The following is a 15999-nucleotide window of genomic DNA, read 5'->3' as shown; positions in this document are numbered from 1 at the left end:
GGCTTTCGCTCAGCGCACCGCCCATATAGCGGGGGGTACGTAGGACACGAGGTCAGGGCGCGCCTGGGTCGTCAATGACGAGGCACCGCCCTGCAGCGTGCCCGCCAGCGTGGGGATGACGCGGAAGCGCGCCTGGAAGGGCACGCCCGGCCCTCGGGGCGGAAGCCACAGCGTCACCGCGCCATCCTCCGCGTCCCACGACGCTATCTTTCCCTCGCGCACGAGCGCCTCCAGGCTGTCCGCATCCACCTGCACGCCGGCAGGCAGACCCTGGCGCAGCACCAGGGGCAGGCCCGACGGCGTGGACGCCTGGAGCATCACCTCCGCGGGCTGCCCCACCTTCGCGTCCGAGGGCACCTGCACCGCCAGCTCCAGCCCGGCCTGCGCCTCCTGCTTCCACGGCACCGCGGCGCTCAACGCCAGCGAGAAGCCCAGTCCCGGCACGGCGGGCTCCGCGCGCACCGTCCACGTGTGCGTCCCACCCGAGCCGGGCGCCGCCGCCTCCAGTGACAGCACTTCGCGCAGGGCCTTGGCGTCGAAGGTGCCCTCGGTGAGCACCTGTCCGTCCCGCTCCAGCACCACGCGCACCTGGGCGGGCAGCGGCTCGCGGAAGAGCGACACCACCGCCTGCAAGGCCAGCCGGTTGGCGCGCCCGCTGCCCCAGCCGCGCACGGGCTCGTAGCTGGCGAGCAACGCGGCGCCCAGGTCCGCCATGGGCGCCTTCGCGTCACCTTCCAGGGCGAGCACCGCCAACGCGGTGGCCTCGGCCTCCGTCGGCGTGCCGCCCGCGGCGTCCACCACGCCCGCCTCCACGGGCAGGTACGCGGCGCCCGCGTCGCGCCGCTGCAGTGCCTCGCGGACCTGCTCGCGCAGCGAGTCGCGCAGCGAGCCTGTCACCACGCCGCTCGCCAGCAACGCCGCCGCGGTGTAGCCGTCCTTGACGTGCGCCCGGTTGCGCTCCAGCGCCCCCGCGGCCCGCGCCGCGAAGAAGGCCGCGCGGCGCTTGCCCTCCGGCGTCCCCGCCGCCGCGTTCACCGCGCGCGTGCAGTCCGCGGTGGCCACCAGCAGCCGCTGGAGCGTCCAGCCGCTGCCGCCCTGGCAGGTGCCATCCGGGAGCTGCGCCGCCGCCACCCGCGCGGCCAGCCGCTCGCCCAGCCGCGCCAGCACGGGGTTGTCCGGATGGGCCAGCGCGCCCTCCGCCAGCAGCGCCGCGGTGGCCACGTCCGGTGCCCGGCTCCAGCGCAGCGCGCGCTGCGTGGCCCGCATCAACTCGGTCCGCACCGCCTCCACGTCCACCTCGCCGGGCTCCGCGGGAACGGGCGCCTTCAGCCGCTGCCCGGACGTGCTCAATGTCTTGAGTGCCTCCGCGGACCGCGTCTCCCCCAGCGCCGCCAGCAACTCCGACGCGCGCCCGGCCAGCAGCAGCGAATAGGCGACGCCCGCCACGTCCTCGCGTCCGCCCGCGTTCAGCAACTCCGAGCGCAGCACCCCCAGCCCGCCGGGGTACACCTGCAGCCGGACGCGCTCGCTGCCCGCCTGCGCGTCCGCCGCCCCCGTGAGTGACAGCGTGCGCGGCGCCGCCAGCGTGCCGCCGTGCGTCTGGAGCACCGGGCGCCCCGTGGCCCACACCGGGAAGTCCCGCACCACCGCGTCGGTGGCGCCCAGCGTCGCGCGCACCGCCACCGGCCCCGGCGTGGCCACGCGCACCGTCACGTACTCCACCACGCTACCCCGCGCCGGCACGCGCACGGTGCGGCTCCCGCCCTCCACCACGGCGCCATGCACCTCCACCTTCAGCGGTGCCTCCACCGGCGCGTCCGTGGTGTTCATCACCTGCACCGGCAGCCGCACGGCGTCCCCCGCGCGCAGGAAGGGTGGCAGCACCGGGTCCACGTACGTGGGCAGGGTGCCCGTGAAGGCCGCCACCGCGCCCGACTGGGCCCCCGAGCGCGAATGCGCCAGCGCCAGCACGCGCCACTGGGTGAGGCGGTCCGGCACGCGCACCGGCACCGTCGCGGTGCCCGTCTCATCCGTCACCACCAGGGGCTCGAAGAGGAAGGTCTCCGGGAACCAGGCCCGGCTCGGCGTGGCCTCCGGTTCCTCGGCGCCGCCCCCGCCCTTTCGCGAGAGCAGATCGATGCTGGCGCTGCGAGGCATGTCCGCGGACGCGGGAAACGGCTCGTGCTCCTCTCTCTCCATCTCAACCGGAGGAGGCGCCATCACCGCCTGCGCCCCCCCGAATCCCACTTGCTCATCGAAGAGGCGCGCCCGCTTCGCCGGGGCTTCCGCCTGCGCCCCAGCCAAGGCCTCCGCGGAGGCCCCGAACAGGCGCCGCAGGTTGTCACCGAAGAGCAGCACCAACAGCACCAACCCCACCACGCTCGCCAGGGAGCAGCCCACCCCGGCGAAGAACGAGCGATTCATGGCGCCTCCCGGGCAACCCACGCGTTCCAGTTCTCGACGTCCTCCGGCAACCGCGTGCCGCTCGACACCACCGCCCGAGGGTCGGTGAGGGCCAGCAGGTCCGCGGGCAACCGGGACAGCTTCAACCTGCGGCCGAAGGCATCCGTCACCTTCTCACCGCGCTTCTCGCAGGCCGCCAGCGCGTCTTCCCACAGCCGCGCCATGCCCGCGGGCTCCAGCGTCTGCCCTTGAGGCGCCTTCTCCTCCCAGGCGCGCACCTGCGTGTGCAGCTCCGCCAGCACGGCGTAGAAGGGCTCTGTCAGCTCCGCGTCCGCCTCGAAGATGGCCACCGCGTTCACCGACACGCTCGGCTCCGTGAGCTCCCGCTGGGGCACGTCCGTCACCCGCAGCACCGCCGCCGAGGCGGCGTTGGCGCCCCGGATGCGCCCCATGGCCAGCGCCTGCCCGTCCAGGACCCCGAAGGCGGGCGAGGCCACCGTGGGCATGGGCCGCATCGCGCCCAGCGCGTCCGGCCCTGGCAGCGGCGCGAGCTGCGCCAGCGACTCGTCCACGCCGAAGAGGCCCACCGCCGCCGGGCCCTCCTTCCCATCCACGCGCGTGCGCAGCTGCAGTCGCGCCAGCTCACCGGGCGCATAGAGCGGCTTCTCCGGCGCCACCTCCACGGAGAGCTGCGCGCGCGGCGCCACGTAGATGCGCCCCTGCGCGCCCTCCCAGTACGTCACCGCCCAGCCCTCGAAGTCCGCCGGCAATTGGAAGTGGGCCGAGCGCGTCTGCTTGTCCACCTCCGCCTTCAACACCTGGTTGCCCGCCTGGAGCACCAGGGACTCGGGCAGCGGGCCGGCGAACTCGGGGCCTCGCATCAGCTCGATGCGGACCTCCTCGCCTCCGCGCGCCAGCACGGGCGTGGCGCGCAGCCGCGTGGGCGGCACCGACGCGGGACGCAGCACCAGCTTTGTCTGGCCCACGCTTTCGCCACCCTGCGTGCCGCTCACCGTCAGCTCGTAGCCCAGGAAGGTGGTCGCCATGGGGGCGGCGTCCGTCCCCTTCCCTCTCGCCGGGTGCGCGGTGAGGGAGACCACGCCCAGGGCGTCCTCCATCCGCGCCGCCTCGGGCAGCCGGATGCGGGCGAAGCGCTCCTGGATGCAAGGCATGACCGAGGCCGGCAGCGCCCCCGCCTGCTTCGGCATCGACACCCACGTCAGTGACTCCAGGCCGCGCTTCCCCAACCGCCAGCTCAGCATCGAGGGCAGGGGGGCCTCCACGCTCAGGTCCCGCGGCAGACACGTGCGCGCGTCACGGGCGGCACCGGCCAGTGCGGCCACCAGCAACTCGGGGCGCCCGAAGGCCGTCTCCACCTCGAACTCCAGCTCGGGCAGGCCCGGGTCGAACACGCTCAGGTTCACCTGCAGGACCCGCTCGCGCCCGGCGGGCAGCGTGCGCGAGCGCAGCGCGGAGGCCACGCAGGCGGGCAGCGGTTCGTCTCCGGTGACGACGTCCAGCACCGCGCCCGAGGCGCTCACGCGCAGGCCGAGCTCGACGTCGACTTCCCCCTCGTCACGCAAGACGAAGCGCGCACAGGGTTCGAGCGCGGGCAGCGCCTTCTCCAGCGCGAGCAGGTCCTCGAGCGAGGCCTCCGTTCCCGGCGCCAGCAGGCTGCGCGTCTCCCCCAGCCTGACGGCCGGCTCGGGCGGCGGTGGGCGCACGGGCATGGGCGGCACCACGACGTTGACGGGAGGCCCCGGGTCGAGCTGGAACACCGCCACGCCGTCCTCGTCCGTCACCGCGCGCACGCCCTCGTCCCGAGGGTCCCACGCGCGCTTCACCGTCAGCTCCGCGCCGGGCAGCACCTGACCGGCCGCTGTCGTCGCGCGGAGGTAGACGCGGTTGTTGAAGCCGGGCGCCAGCCCGTCCTCCAGCTCCGTCACCGCGGACACCGAGAGCGCGTCCTCGGATAGCAGCAGCGACACGCCCCCTTGGATGCGGTCACCCGCGGCGTCCTGTGCCACCACGCCCGCGATCAGCCGTGCCTGCCCGCGCAGGTCCATGGGCACGCGCGGCAACATCAGGCGGAAGCGGCCCGAGGCGTCCGTGCGCGCGCGCTCCGGCAGGCCGCCAGAGAGCCACTCCGGCGGCGCGGGCCAGTCGCCCTGCACGTCCCACGTCAGCGCCACCTCCACGTCGGCCACCGGCGCGCCGGACGCATACAGCACCTGTCCCTCCACCACCGGCACCTCGTCCGCGCGCCAGAAGGGCCGGGCGCTGCTCACCTCCACGCGGAAGCGCGGCAGCGTGAAGGGTTTGACCTCGAAAGACGCCTGCGCCTCCGCGCCGCCGCTGGACCAGCTCACCGTCCACATTCCCTGGGGTGCGCCCCGGTCCAGCGGGAAGCGGCCGGCCACCACGCCCCAGGGCCCCGCCGGTGCGCGCTCCTCCAGCACCACCTCTCCGGAAGGGTCGCTCACGCGCCACGTGCCGGGCCGCCCGTCCAGCGGCGCCAGGTCCTTGGCTCGCAGCACCACCGCGCGGAAGAGGACCTCGTGCCCCGGCTCATACAGGGGACGGTCCGTCAGCACGTGCGCGCGGGCCGGTGCGTACAATGGCAGCGCCGCGTCCACGCTGTCGGTGCCCAGCGGCGACGTGAAACGCGCGCGGAGCTGGTAGTCGCCGTCCGGTACCTCCGGCAACACCACCCTCGCCGTCACCCGCTGGTCGTCCTGGGCGCGCGTCCACTCCGCCCCATTCGCCAGCGCGAGCGGCGTCTCCTTGCCCTCCGCGTCCACCAGGAAGACGGCGGCCGTGCCGCGCGTCACCCGCCCCCGCATCACCTCGCCGGTGGCCGGGTGTGGCGCCAGCGCATGCGCCATGAGGGTGATGTTGCCCTCGCCCCCGCGCGTCAGCCCCGAGCCATGGACTTCCAGCAGCTGCCGGAACTGTCCGTCCGGACAGCTCGGGACCTCGACCCCTTTCAGGACCCAGGCCGACAAACACATGTCCCAGTTGGCGAGGGCGACGCCTCCGCCCACGAGAAGCGCGGCGAGCCCTCCAACCAACAGCCGGCGGCGCCGGAAGCGGATTGTCATCTTTCCTCCCCTTCCCTCCACTCTATGCCGGGATGACGGGTCCCTGACGAGCCCCCCGGCCTTCGCGTGGCTGGAGGCGGTGCGCTAGGGTCGCCCTCCTTCCTCGGTCCCCCGCTCCGACATGCCCGCGCCGAAGCCCAAGCCCCGCCCGCCCCAGGACGCCCTCCCCGCGCGCCTGGAATCGCTCCTGGAGTCCCTCACCGACCGCCACCTCGCGGACCGCCTGGAGCGCGTACACCGGGCCGCCGCGGTGGCCATCGACCGGCTGGGGCACCTGAGCATCGCGAAGTACGAGCCCACGTCACTGGAAGCGGAGGGGGGCGCGGACCTGTCGCTCTGGGAGACGATGGCGCCCGCCATCGGCGACACGCTGGTGGGCGTCAACCAGCTCATCGCCGCCGTCCACCAGGAGTTCCCGCCCCCCACGCGCCCGTCCGGCCTGGGTGACGGCGGCTGGGCACCGCCTCCCGCCAGCTCGGACGAGCGGCTGGCGCAGGAAGTGGAAGCGGTGCTGCACGCCATCGCGGACCGGCTGGCGCGGCGCGTGGCGGAGCTGGGCCAGCAGATGCGCCGCCCGGAGGTGGTGAGCGACCGCTGGACGCTGATGGCCGAGCTCCAGGCCTTCCGCGCCGACTTCCGCGTCCGCATCGGCGACCTCGTGTACCTCACCGCCGCGGCCTTCGAGGACGTGCGCCGTGAGGACGTGGTGCCGGGCTACGCGAACCAGGTGGCCGCGCGGGCGGCGCTGCGGGCGGCGGCCGCGGACCTGCGCCGCTCCCTGCAAGGCCGCCTGGAGCGCGCGGCCAGGGCGGAGGCCCGCGCGCGGCCCACGCTGGCGCGGCAGGTGGCGGAGAGCCTGTCCGCTTTCATCTCGCTGCCCGCCTCCGTGGCGCTGCGCACGCCGCAGAAGCGCCAGGTGCTGGAGCTGCGCGCCCGCCTGCTGGAGGCGGCGGCCCAGCCGGAGCTGGCGCCGGACGCGCTGCCAGGGCTGGTGGAGCCCTACCTCGCGGCGCTGGAAGAGCAGATGGAGGAGGTGACACGCACCTGGCTCGTCGTGCATGACCGCGCGGTGTGGGCCACCTGCGGCATGAAGCTGGAGCAGGTGGACATGCACCTCACGCTGGGCTCACGCGGCGCGGAGCGCGTGCTGGGCGAGGCCGTGGACGTGGCGGGCGCGCTCCAGGGCCGCTCGGCGCCCTTCGACGCCTTCCTGCGCAAGGCGCGGCAGGAGGCGTCCGATGGGCTGGAGGAGGCAGGGGCGCGGGAGCTGCTCGGCCGTTTCCGGGAGCGGCTCGCGGCCCTGCCCTTCAGCTGAAGCGAAAGACTACGGCTTGGTGCCTTCGGCCTTGGCGCCCTCGGGCAGCGCCGGGGCGGCGGGCTTCGGCGGGAGGATGCGCAGCTCGTCGTAGCGCGCCGCCAGCGTCTCCGGCGTCATCTCCTCCTGCCACTGCTTGGGGTTGGTGTTCCAGCCGAAGTCGGCCGGAACCTTGCCGCCGCCCTGGCTGGCGTAGCCAATCATGTCCGGGAACTGCTTGGACCAACGACCACCTGGATCCGGCTCCTTGGTGATGAGCTGGCGGTTGGGGCGGTGAAGGAAGGGCTTGGGTGCGTCACTCATGGCCCGTAGCCTCTCCGAAAGCAGCCCGCGAGGGTAGAGAGAAGACGCGGAGCCTCAGGCCGCCCGGCGGGTCCGCTTGCGGCGCCCGGTGCTCACGGGCGGCAGCAGGCGCGGCCCCAGCTCGAACACCGCGGCGAAGTAGCGCGCCTGGGCCTCGCTGCCGTACCGGTACCGGCGCACGGCACCGCCCCAGGTCTCCACCTCCACGCCCCACCCCCGCCGGTCATGGAGGAGCTCCACCCGCAGCACCCCACCCAGGCCTTCCCCACCATCCTGTGCATCCATGCCCGGCACGCTTGAAAACCGCGTGCCAGCGCGATCACGCCACTTCACCGGGTTGCGGTGTCGAACATCCACCAGAGGACAGCGGGCCCGTAAGGAATGCAGGAGGGCTCGGCTGCCTGCTTGCCCGCACACGCACGCCCGACCGCGGTGCCCCCCAGGTCGCCTTGTGCCTCGCGATTCCTGCGTTAACTCAGAAGCATGACTCAATTCGAGAGCAACACCGGCGAGCGGTTCGCCGAATTCGTCCTTCCCGACGGCTGCGTGCTCTGCGGCGGAGAGGTGACTGTGCGTGCCTCACAGGCCGGTGCGCACAGCTACTGCCCGCATTGCCACTGGCTGTCCAAGCCCAGCATGCGCGTTCGCGGCAACGGCGTGGAGCTGTCCTTCTCCACGACGGCGCTCGCCTGAACCTCCACCTCTTCCGGCCACCGGGCATGCGCCTTCGAGGCACGCCCGGACCCGCCGCCTACGGCACCATCTCCTCCGACAACAACAGCGCCAGCAGGGCCGCCTTCTCACCCGTGTCGAGGGCCAGCACCTCTTCGGGCAGTGACAAGGCGACGGGCCCCGGCTGGAGGGTCGTCCCTCGCTGGCAGGTGCGCCAGCCCGAGTAGCGGCCGGCCGTCACCGACAGCGTGTAGTCACACCCGCCCATGGCCCCCGCGATGGCGAAGGGGGCGACGATGAGGTCGGAAGGCTGCCCGTCGAAGTTCCCTTGCAGCTTCAGCCCGGGCTCGGGCGTCCGCTCCAACACCTGGAGCGAGACGGCGCCGTCCCCCACACGCCCGAGCAGGCTCCCGCCTCGCTCCCAGCCGACATCCACCGTCCGGCCGCGCACCTGTCCCACCCAGGCGGCGCCGCGCTGGCGCAGCTCGACGCCGGGACCGCGCACGGTGCCGCCGTCCAGGGACAGCTCCACGGCCTGCTCACCCGCTTCGAACCGGATGGGGCCTCCGCGTCCCGAGACGGCGACCTGCGCCTCGGCGACGGGCGCGAGCGACAGCCACATCGCGCCCAGCGCTCCGATGATGAAACCTCCCCTTCGGGCCCCTGTCTCCAGCACGTGACACCTGCCTCCGCGAGTCCTCCGCCGCAAGGTGCACCTCCCTCCCGACGGAGGCACGGCCCACGGCACCGGCGCCCTCAGGGCAGGGCTGGCGGGGAATCAGCCAGCAGGCGCCGGCTGGCCCCGCCCTTCCCGCCGCTCAGTGCGCGCCGTACGAGCCGCTCGCGGCGGGCACCACCTCTTCTTCCTCACGCTCGCGTGCGCGCTCGGACTCGTCCCAGGTGCGGCCGTCCTCGTAGCCCCATTCGTCGACATCCACCTGGTAGCTGACCTGCGACAGCAGGCGGCCACGGCACAGCCTGGAGTCCCAGTTGCCCTCGGCCACCGAGCTGTTCGCCCGCGACAGCAGGTCGCGCATCACCCACTCGGGGACGATGTCGCGGTCGGCCGGATAGGCGAAGCGGAAGAACATCAGGTGCGCGAGCAGCACCTCCCAGTACCGGTCGAAGCGCGAGAGGAGCCGCGGCCAGTCGAACGTCCGCCCCGCCTTCAGCAGCAGGTGCGTGAGCTCGTGGCCGTCGAAGCGCTCGCGCTCCAGGACGAAGGCCTTGCTCCAGTAGATTTCCTCCGCCGGGGGCACGCTGCATTCGCAGTTCAGCAGCCGGGCGCAGACGGCGTGCTCGAACCAGCCGTCATCGACGACGGTGATGCCGTTGCCGGACGCGAAGATGAGGTCGACGAGGAAGTCGTCCCAGAAGGCCTTGTGCAGCCAGCCATGGACGTTGCGCTGCGTGCTCCAGCCATTGCTGGCCAGGACCTTCAACGCGCGGTCCGCGTCGCCCTTGCGGATGAAGAGGTCCAGGTCCTTCGTATCCCGGTAGATGCCGGTGTAGTGGGCGAACGCGTAGGCGCCGCCGACGAGGAAGGGGATTCGCGCATCGGACAGCAGTTGGATGGCGTAGGCCCGGGCGCCCAGCTCGGCGACCGGCCGTCGGACCTCCATCCGCCGTGGGTCTACCCCGGGCGCACCCGAGGCCTTCGGTGGTTGCTCAGCCATGCGGCAAAGATAGGAGGGCCGTGCCGGGACGACAGCGGTCCGGCCGCGCGTCCGACCGCAGGGCGGCCAGGCGAGCGTCAGCGCACCAGCATCAACATCAGCGGCGCGGTCGCGAAGGACAGCGGGACGCCCACGCCCACCATCAGCACGGACAGCTCGGGGTCCAGGTCATGCTCGGCGGCCAGGATGGCCGCGCTCACCATGGGCCCCATCGCCGCCTGGAGCAGCGTGGCCTGCACCACCCCGGGTGACAGGTCCGGCAGCGCCAGCAGGCCCAGCGCCGTCAGCGCGGGCACCAGCAGCAGCTTGTAGGAGAGCCCCAGGGTCAGCGCGGGCAGCCGGTGGCGCACACCCGACAGGCGCAGCTGCAGCCCGATGGCGAACAGCGCCAGCGGCGTCAGCAGCGAGCCCAGCCGCTCCAGCACCCCATCCAGCCAGACGGGGTAGTCCAGGGGCCGCGTCACCAGCGCCACCACCAGCGCCAGGAACGGGGGAAAGGTGGCCACCTTGCGCGCGAGCTGCCGCAGGGACAGCGGCGTCTCCGCACCCGCCCGGGCCGCAGCCAGCGTCGCCAGCGAGGACAGCACGAGGAACGAGCCGAGCTGATCCACCACCACCGCCACCGGCAGACCCTCGGGCCCCAGCAGCGCCTCCGCCATGGGCAGCCCCACGAAGGCGGTGTTGCCCAGCCCCGCCGTCAGCACCAGCGCCATGACGGACGGCTTCTTCAGCCCCAGCCGGGGCCCGAGCAACCGGAAGAAGGGGCCCGCGCCCAGGAAGTAGAGCCACGGCACCGCGGCGGCGACCAGCAGCTCCGGCACGAACACCAGCTGGTGCATGGCCCGCAGCACCAGCGCCGGCAGCGCCACGTACAGGACGAAGGTGTTGAAGGCCCCGGCGGAGCCCTCCGGGAACTTCCCGCTGTGCCGGGCCACGACGCCCAGCACCATGCACGCCCCCAACAACCCGATGACATTCCCCATGGCGGGCGCAGCGTCTCAGCCCACTGTGTGGAACTCCAGCGACATGCGTCAAAAGCAACGGGCGGCCTTCCCATGGGGAAGACCGCCCGTCGTTCACTTCATGCCGAAGCCTGGACTACGGCTTGGTGTAGGTGATGGACAGGTTGTAACTCCCCGCCCGGTAGCCATACACCATGATGTACGCGCTCGACTGGTTGGACGGCACGGTGAGCTCGCACGTCTCGGACGCGCCATTCTTGTACGGCGCGCAGTGGAACGTGCTCGTGGTGGGCGCCGCGCCCCAGCGGACGTAGAGGTCCGGATCGCCCGAGCCCGTCATCACGACCTTGAACGTGGTACCGGCCTTCACGCTGTAGGGGCCGTGGTGCTTGCTGCCGTTGCGCGTCACACTGCCAGAAACCGTCTCGGTGGTCGGCCCGGGGTTGGGGTTGGGGCCGCCCTCGGGCGCGAGGTAGTTGATGGTCAGGTTGAACGTCGCGGAGGTATAGCCGCGGACCATGATGTACGCGGTGGTCACGCCCGACGGGACCGTGCGCACGCAGCTCTCGTTGGCACCGCTCGCGTACGGGCGGCAGGCGTAAGAGGTCTCGGTCGGCGCCGCGCCGAACTGGACGTAGAGGTCCGGGTCACCCGAGCCCGTCATCGCCACGGAGAAGCTCGAGCCAGGAACCACGTTGAAGGGACCATAGTGGACGTTCTGGTTCGTGGACACGGAGCCCGAGCGGGTCTCCGTCGTCGGAACGCCTTCCGGCTCAGGCTGCGGCTCGCCGCCCGACCCGCCGTAGAGCGCCTGGATGCCCTGGACATCCAGCGCGGTCAGCACCAGGTCGCCCTGCTGGTCGCCATTGCAGTGCGGGTAGTGCATGACGGAGTAGCTGTCGTAGGGGGTCAGCACGCGCCAGTTGCTGTCCTCGTAGCAGCCGAACCCCGCCTCGGGACGGGTGTGCTCGTGACGGAAGCCGAGCACGTGGCCCAGCTCGTGGCGGGTGACGCCCTCCAGCGTCCAGCTGCCCAGCGGCTGGAAGGCGCTGGGGTCGAACACGACGTTGCGATACAGACGGCTCTCACCCGGGAAGAACGCGCGCGCCACGTACTGGCCACCCGCGTTGATGGGGCTCACGTCGAACAGCACGTTGTTGTTGCTGGCGTTGCAGTTGGCGTCCTGCGCGGTCACGTGGATGAAGTTCACCTTGCCCTCGGCCGCGGCTTCCCACGCCGCCGTCGCCGAGTTCATCGCATTGACCATGCGGGTGTAGTTGTTGCCGAAGGTCGTGCTCACGCAGTAGGTGAGGTTCATCCGCTGCGTTTCATCCCACTTCGCGTCCTGGCCGCCATCCTGGTGGACGATGAGCTGCCCGTTCTTGACGTTGTTCTCGTAGAACTCGCGCAGGTGCTTCTCGCTCCGGAACGGCGTGTCACCGTCAGCGATGAAGAGGCCCGACTCGGGCTCCTGGTACACCTTGGAGAGGAACTCCTCCCACGACATCCCCTGACTCAGGTTCTCCTCGGGGGCGGGGGTGGTGCCATCGTTGCCGCCGCAACCGGCGAGCAACGCCAGGCCCGTGAGGGCGCCGACGAACTTGGACTGTGACATGGACATCCTTGCGTGGATGGGTGGTTCGCAACCGACGAAGCACCCGCCGTGCCAGAATCCAAGTCATTGCCGTCATTCAGGTTTTCTGCTGACTGCTGTTTCTACGCGGTGCGCCGGGACTCCAAGCCTCGCCGCGTTTCTGTAAATACCTTTGACACTCTTGATACAAAACCCAGAGGTTCTAAGTATTTACCCTTAGACTCCCCATTGACCTGAAATCAGCCACCCTGTCCTGGAAATGGACACCCGTGGCAAGACGCCACGGTCCACTCGCTCTAAAAAGAGACAGCGGGAACGGAAGTCGTCACAGCCCGACCAGTGCCTCCGGGCGGTTGAGGCCCCGGGCGCGGCCCAGCGGCTGGAGGATGTCCTGTGGCGGCGCGTCCGCGGTGAGCAGGAGGGCGCGCACGGCGGTCTCCACCACGTCCTCGGCGCCGGGGCGGACCATGCCGCGGCGGGCATCCTCCACGCGCCGGGCGCGGTAGGCGTCGAAGCGCTCCTTCACCATGCGGGCGAGGTCCGCCGTCGCCTTGTCCCCCGCCTCCACGCGCAGCTCCAGCTCGTTGCGCAGCTGCACGGGGTCGGCGAGCACGCCGTACCGGTCATAGCCCTTGTGGGCCATGTCCTCGTGCATCACCGCGTAGTCCTGCGTGTTGGGGGCAGGCACCTGCTGCTCCTTGAGCAGGTCCCGCATCACCGCGGTGACGGTGGCCGTCACGGTGAGCCGGTGGAGCTGCACGTCGAACACGAAGTCCGAATACATGGGCTCCTCCACGGTGATGGGCTCACGGAACGTCGTGTCGCGGTGGCGCTGCACCTGGGTCCGCTGGGCCTCGGCCTTGTCCAGCGCGGCCTCCAGGGCCTTCTCCTTCTCCAGGGACGCGGCGGCCTTGGCCACCAGCAGGACCTCCTCGGCGACGCACGCCTTGGAGTCGCACCGCTTCGGGTTGCACTCGCTGGGGAACTGGCCCGGTCCGCTGACTTCGCGCGCGGCCTCGCCACACTCCTGCAGGGCCTCGCGGCACTCGCGGCGCTCGCGCTCGCGGCAGCGCTCGGCGGCCACCCGCACCATGCTCAGCTCCGCCTGCATGCGCAGGTACTCGCGCAGCGCCGTGGCCTGCTTGCGCTCGACGTCCTCCAGCGTCCGCTCGGCCTGCAGCAGCTTGCCCTCGAAGCCCGCGCGGCGCGGGTTGGGCACGGAGCGGTTTCCGGCCAGGTAGCGCTGCGTGCGCTGCGACTCCTCCACCACCTGCAGCGGCAGCACCCGCTCCAGCGACAGGTCCAGCCGCACGCCCTCGCGGCCCTCCGGGGCCTCCGTCACCACGCGCAGGGGCAGCTTCGTGGGCAGCATCGCCGCCAGCCGCCCCGCCGCCAGCCGCTGCGCCACGTCCGGCGCTCCGGCCCGGTCCTCCACGGGCGTGGCCACCACGAGGAAGGCCACCTCGTCCCGCAGCTTCTGGCGCACGGCCTCGGCCCGCTCACGCGCCGCCGTGGCGCCCACGCGCTCCTGGTCCGCGCGGACGTAGGCCACCAGCGCGTTGCCCAGCTTGCCCGACTTCTCCAGCCCCTCGCCCGTGCTGAACCAGCGCCGCGCCCAGGCCACCTGCACGCCGTCCACGCCCCGCTTGGCGGCCGCGTGGTCCGGCGCCACCGACAGCACCGCGTCGAACTCGGCGCGCGCGTCCTGCAGCCGCTCCGCCTTGAGCGCGGCGTTGCCCGCCGCCACGCGTGCATCCAGCGTCTGGCCCAACAGCTCGCGCGCCGGCGCGTTGTCCGCGTTGAGCTCGAGCGCGCGCACCAGTCGCTTCATCGCCCCGTCCAGGTCCCCGGTGGCGTGCACGGCCCGCGCCTCCTCCAGGACGACCTCGCTCCAGGCCTGGCGCACCTTGCCCAGCTTCACCTTGACCTCGGACGCCTCCGGGTCCGCGGCCAGCGCGCGCAGGTACGCCGCCTCCGCCTCCGCCCACTTCTGCTCCTGGCTGGCCAGGTCTCCCTCCTTCACGGCGCGGGAGAAGGCGGAACACCCGGACAGGACGAGCGCCAGCGCCAGGGCCAATGCCCCCAGCCAGGGACGAGATGAAGCGGGAGCAGGACGAGGGCCTCGGACGAACGCGTTCACGTCCGCATCTTCGAGGAAAGCCTCCACAGGGTGAAGACTCAGGACATCCTCCCGGCCGGCCTCCTTCCAGGCGCCCGGCGGACGACGTGGCACCTCCCGCACGACGCGTGGGGTCGGCGCAATCCCTTCCTTCTCCAGGAACCTTCACTGTACGTGCCAGTGATTGCGAATCTGGGTCTTTCAACAGCCACGGATTCCCGCGGCGCAGGTTGCATTGCCCCAGAATGAGTCTATATAGCCCCACCCTTCGCGGAATCCGCGAGTTATTACAGTGTGGTTGCGAATGATGCGGTGAAGATGTATATTTTCAGCCCATTCATCGCCTCCGCGTTGCATTGCCACCCTGGAGCAATCTGGACCCTTCCCCATGGAACCCGCTGCCCGAACGCTGACTCCAGCTCCTCGCCAGGTCGTACGGACCGTGCTCCATGAGGCCCTGGAGAGCAAACTCGGCGGGGAGGTGGTCGTAAGGTCCACCACCGTCTCCGGGCGGATCTTCGTCGTCGCGCGGAAGGTGGCCTGGGCGGTCCTCAACGGGCCGGGGGCGCTCAACTTCTCGTCGGTCCTCATCCGGGATGGCGTGGTGAGCCGCGAGGACGTGGAGCAGGTCGTGGCGGAGTGCCGTCAGAACGGCGGCAACTTCTGCGAGACGCTGGTGGCGTGGGGGCTGGTGCCCCGGGACACCATGCGCGACCTGCTGCGCCGGCACATGTCCGAGCAGCTCGAGGCCTTGCTGTCCCTCACGGATGCCCAGGCCCTCTTCGTTCCCCAGCCACGCACCTATTCGAGTCAGCTGACGTATGGCCTGGATGAGCTGATTTCCGCAGCCCCGAAGCCTCCCACCCACCCCTTGGTAGAAAGCAACGTCATGGCGAACGTGAAGCAGTCCCTGGAAGAGACGCTGAAGATTGAAGGGGCCTTCGCGGCCTGTCTGGCGGACTCGAAGAGCGGCATGTGCCTGGGCAGTGTCGGCGGCAATCCCGCGTTCAACATCGAGACGGCGGCCGCGGCCAACACCGAGGTGGTCCGCGCCAAGATGAAGGCGATGCAGCTCCTGGGCATCAAGGACCGCATCGAGGACATCCTCATCACGCTGGGCGAGCAGTACCACCTCATCCGCCCCCTGAGCTCCAAGGACGGCCTGTTCCTGTACGTGGCCCTGCACCGCTCCAGCGCGAACCTCGCCATGGCGCGCTTCAAGCTGTCCGAGGTCGAGAAGTCGCTCCAGGTGTGAGCCGTCCCCCAGGCGGATGAGCGCCCGCCCGTCTCACGGGCGAGGTGCCCCGCCTCGGACATACCCGGGTGGATGCGCGCCCTGGCCCCTCCTCGTTAAAGAGTGCAACCCCTTCCGTGATTCTTCCGTGAGTGCCGTGCTCCACACGGCGAGGGGTGCCTGGCGCGCCGGGAATGACGCGGCGCAATGGCAGGTAGAGGAATGACACGTCCCATGAGGGGGGCAAGAGAGGCATCATGTCCTGTCCACAGCCACGACCCACCGAGTTCCGCCTTCCGCTGCGGGCCGAGTCCTTCTCCATCGACGAGCACCGCAACGTGCACTGCCGCTTCTATGGCGGCTGCATCGACGTGGCGGTGAAGAAGGACTGGGATAGCTTCACCTGCGCCAAGTGCCCCCTGTTCCACGAGGACCGGGCCCCCGGCGCCAGCGCCTACGCCTTCAACCAGCCGGCGGACCCGGGCCGCCCGTAGTCCCTGGCGGTGAGGACTCCGGCGGCGCGCGCTTCCCCGGGACGAGGAGCAGGCGCGCTTCCGGAGCCTTCGTTGACCACCTCACGCGCAGCCGCGACTCCCGGAGGGAGTAGGCACGCGGGGCCC

13 protein-coding genes are annotated in these 15999 nt (G+C 71.6%); 4 read left to right on the top strand and 9 right to left on the bottom strand.

Going from position 1 to position 15999, the window contains the following annotated elements:
* Positions 1–9: 9 nt before the first annotated feature.
* Together VZL07_RS18435 and VZL07_RS18430 are read right to left on the bottom strand one after the other, a co-directional pair.
* A complete protein-coding gene (locus tag VZL07_RS18435; protein WP_426756889.1) occupies positions 10–2424 on the bottom strand; it encodes an alpha-2-macroglobulin family protein in 2415 nt (804 codons plus the stop codon).
* On the bottom strand, positions 2421–5504 hold the full coding sequence (locus VZL07_RS18430) for an MG2 domain-containing protein (RefSeq protein WP_426756888.1): 3084 nt from the start codon (positions 5502–5504) through the stop codon (positions 2421–2423). The genes VZL07_RS18435 and VZL07_RS18430 overlap by 4 nt, the downstream gene beginning before the upstream one ends.
* A 121-nt stretch (positions 5505–5625) precedes the next feature.
* Here VZL07_RS18430 and VZL07_RS18425 point away from each other — a divergent pair, with 121 nt between their 5' ends.
* A complete protein-coding gene (locus VZL07_RS18425) occupies positions 5626–6819 on the top strand; it encodes a hypothetical protein (RefSeq protein WP_426756887.1) in 1194 nt (397 codons plus the stop codon).
* A 9-nt stretch (positions 6820–6828) separates the two neighbouring features.
* Here the strand turns inward: VZL07_RS18425 and VZL07_RS18420 are convergent, their stop codons facing one another.
* Entirely contained in the window at positions 6829–7122 is a 294-nt protein-coding gene (locus tag VZL07_RS18420; RefSeq protein WP_426756886.1) for a hypothetical protein, read from the bottom strand.
* Positions 7123–7176: 54 nt separating this feature from the next.
* The gene (locus VZL07_RS18415; RefSeq protein WP_426756885.1) at positions 7177–7407 is read right to left on the bottom strand and encodes a hypothetical protein; all 231 of its coding nucleotides are present in this window, start codon (positions 7405–7407) and stop codon (positions 7177–7179) included.
* 198 nt (positions 7408–7605) lie between these two features.
* Here VZL07_RS18415 and VZL07_RS18410 point away from each other — a divergent pair, with 198 nt between their 5' ends.
* Positions 7606–7815: a hypothetical protein gene (locus VZL07_RS18410; RefSeq protein ID WP_426756884.1), complete on the top strand. Its 210-nt coding sequence runs from the start codon at positions 7606–7608 to the stop codon at positions 7813–7815.
* Between the two features lie 58 nt (positions 7816–7873).
* Here VZL07_RS18410 and VZL07_RS18405 read toward each other — a convergent pair whose 3' ends face one another.
* From VZL07_RS18405 to traC, 5 genes are all read right to left on the bottom strand, one after another.
* Positions 7874–8470 (bottom strand): hypothetical protein, encoded by a 597-nt coding sequence (locus tag VZL07_RS18405; protein ID WP_426756883.1) that lies wholly within the window; start codon positions 8468–8470, stop codon positions 7874–7876.
* Between the two features lie 142 nt (positions 8471–8612).
* Positions 8613–9416: a hypothetical protein gene (locus tag VZL07_RS18400; protein ID WP_426756882.1), complete on the bottom strand. Its 804-nt coding sequence runs from the start codon at positions 9414–9416 to the stop codon at positions 8613–8615.
* Positions 9417–9547: 131 nt separating this feature from the next.
* On the bottom strand, positions 9548–10453 hold the full coding sequence (locus tag VZL07_RS18395) for an AEC family transporter (protein ID WP_426756881.1): 906 nt from the start codon (positions 10451–10453) through the stop codon (positions 9548–9550).
* A 115-nt stretch (positions 10454–10568) separates the two neighbouring features.
* Positions 10569–12047, bottom strand: coding sequence for a M57 family metalloprotease (locus VZL07_RS18390; protein ID WP_426756880.1), 1479 nt, complete (start codon positions 12045–12047; stop codon positions 10569–10571).
* Positions 12048–12351: 304 nt separating this feature from the next.
* On the bottom strand, positions 12352–14166 hold the full coding sequence (gene traC, locus VZL07_RS18385) for an outer membrane exchange accessory lipoprotein TraC (RefSeq protein WP_426756879.1): 1815 nt from the start codon (positions 14164–14166) through the stop codon (positions 12352–12354).
* A 421-nt stretch (positions 14167–14587) separates the two neighbouring features.
* Between traC and VZL07_RS18380 the strand changes: the two genes are divergently transcribed.
* Positions 14588–15400, top strand: coding sequence for a hypothetical protein (locus VZL07_RS18380; RefSeq protein ID WP_426756878.1), 813 nt, complete (start codon positions 14588–14590; stop codon positions 15398–15400).
* A gap of 236 nt (positions 15401–15636) precedes the next feature.
* Complete coding sequence (locus VZL07_RS18375; RefSeq protein WP_426756876.1) at positions 15637–15873, top strand: hypothetical protein; 237 nt, start codon at positions 15637–15639, stop codon at positions 15871–15873.
* Positions 15874–15999 lie beyond the last annotated feature (126 nt).

The sequence above is a fragment of the Pseudomyxococcus flavus genome (genome assembly GCF_050038885.1).
Classification (GTDB): Bacteria; Myxococcota; Myxococcia; order Myxococcales; family Myxococcaceae; genus Myxococcus; species Myxococcus flavus.
This window is presented reverse-complemented; position numbering and strand designations above follow the sequence as displayed.

Coding starts and splice junctions, on each gene's coding strand:
- VZL07_RS18435 (WP_426756889.1), bottom strand. CDS start 2,424: ATGAATCGCTCGTTCTTCGCCGGGGTGGGCTGCTCCCTGGCGAGCGTG.
- VZL07_RS18430 (WP_426756888.1), bottom strand. CDS start 5,504: ATGACAATCCGCTTCCGGCGCCGCCGGCTGTTGGTTGGAGGGCTCGCC.
- VZL07_RS18425 (WP_426756887.1), top strand. CDS start 5,626: ATGCCCGCGCCGAAGCCCAAGCCCCGCCCGCCCCAGGACGCCCTCCCC.
- VZL07_RS18420 (WP_426756886.1), bottom strand. CDS start 7,122: ATGAGTGACGCACCCAAGCCCTTCCTTCACCGCCCCAACCGCCAGCTC.
- VZL07_RS18415 (WP_426756885.1), bottom strand. CDS start 7,407: ATGGATGCACAGGATGGTGGGGAAGGCCTGGGTGGGGTGCTGCGGGTG.
- VZL07_RS18410 (WP_426756884.1), top strand. CDS start 7,606: ATGACTCAATTCGAGAGCAACACCGGCGAGCGGTTCGCCGAATTCGTC.
- VZL07_RS18400 (WP_426756882.1), bottom strand. CDS start 9,416: ATGGAGGTCCGACGGCCGGTCGCCGAGCTGGGCGCCCGGGCCTACGCC.
- VZL07_RS18395 (WP_426756881.1), bottom strand. CDS start 10,453: ATGGGGAATGTCATCGGGTTGTTGGGGGCGTGCATGGTGCTGGGCGTC.
- VZL07_RS18390 (WP_426756880.1), bottom strand. CDS start 12,047: ATGTCACAGTCCAAGTTCGTCGGCGCCCTCACGGGCCTGGCGTTGCTC.
- VZL07_RS18375 (WP_426756876.1), top strand. CDS start 15,637: ATGTCCTGTCCACAGCCACGACCCACCGAGTTCCGCCTTCCGCTGCGG.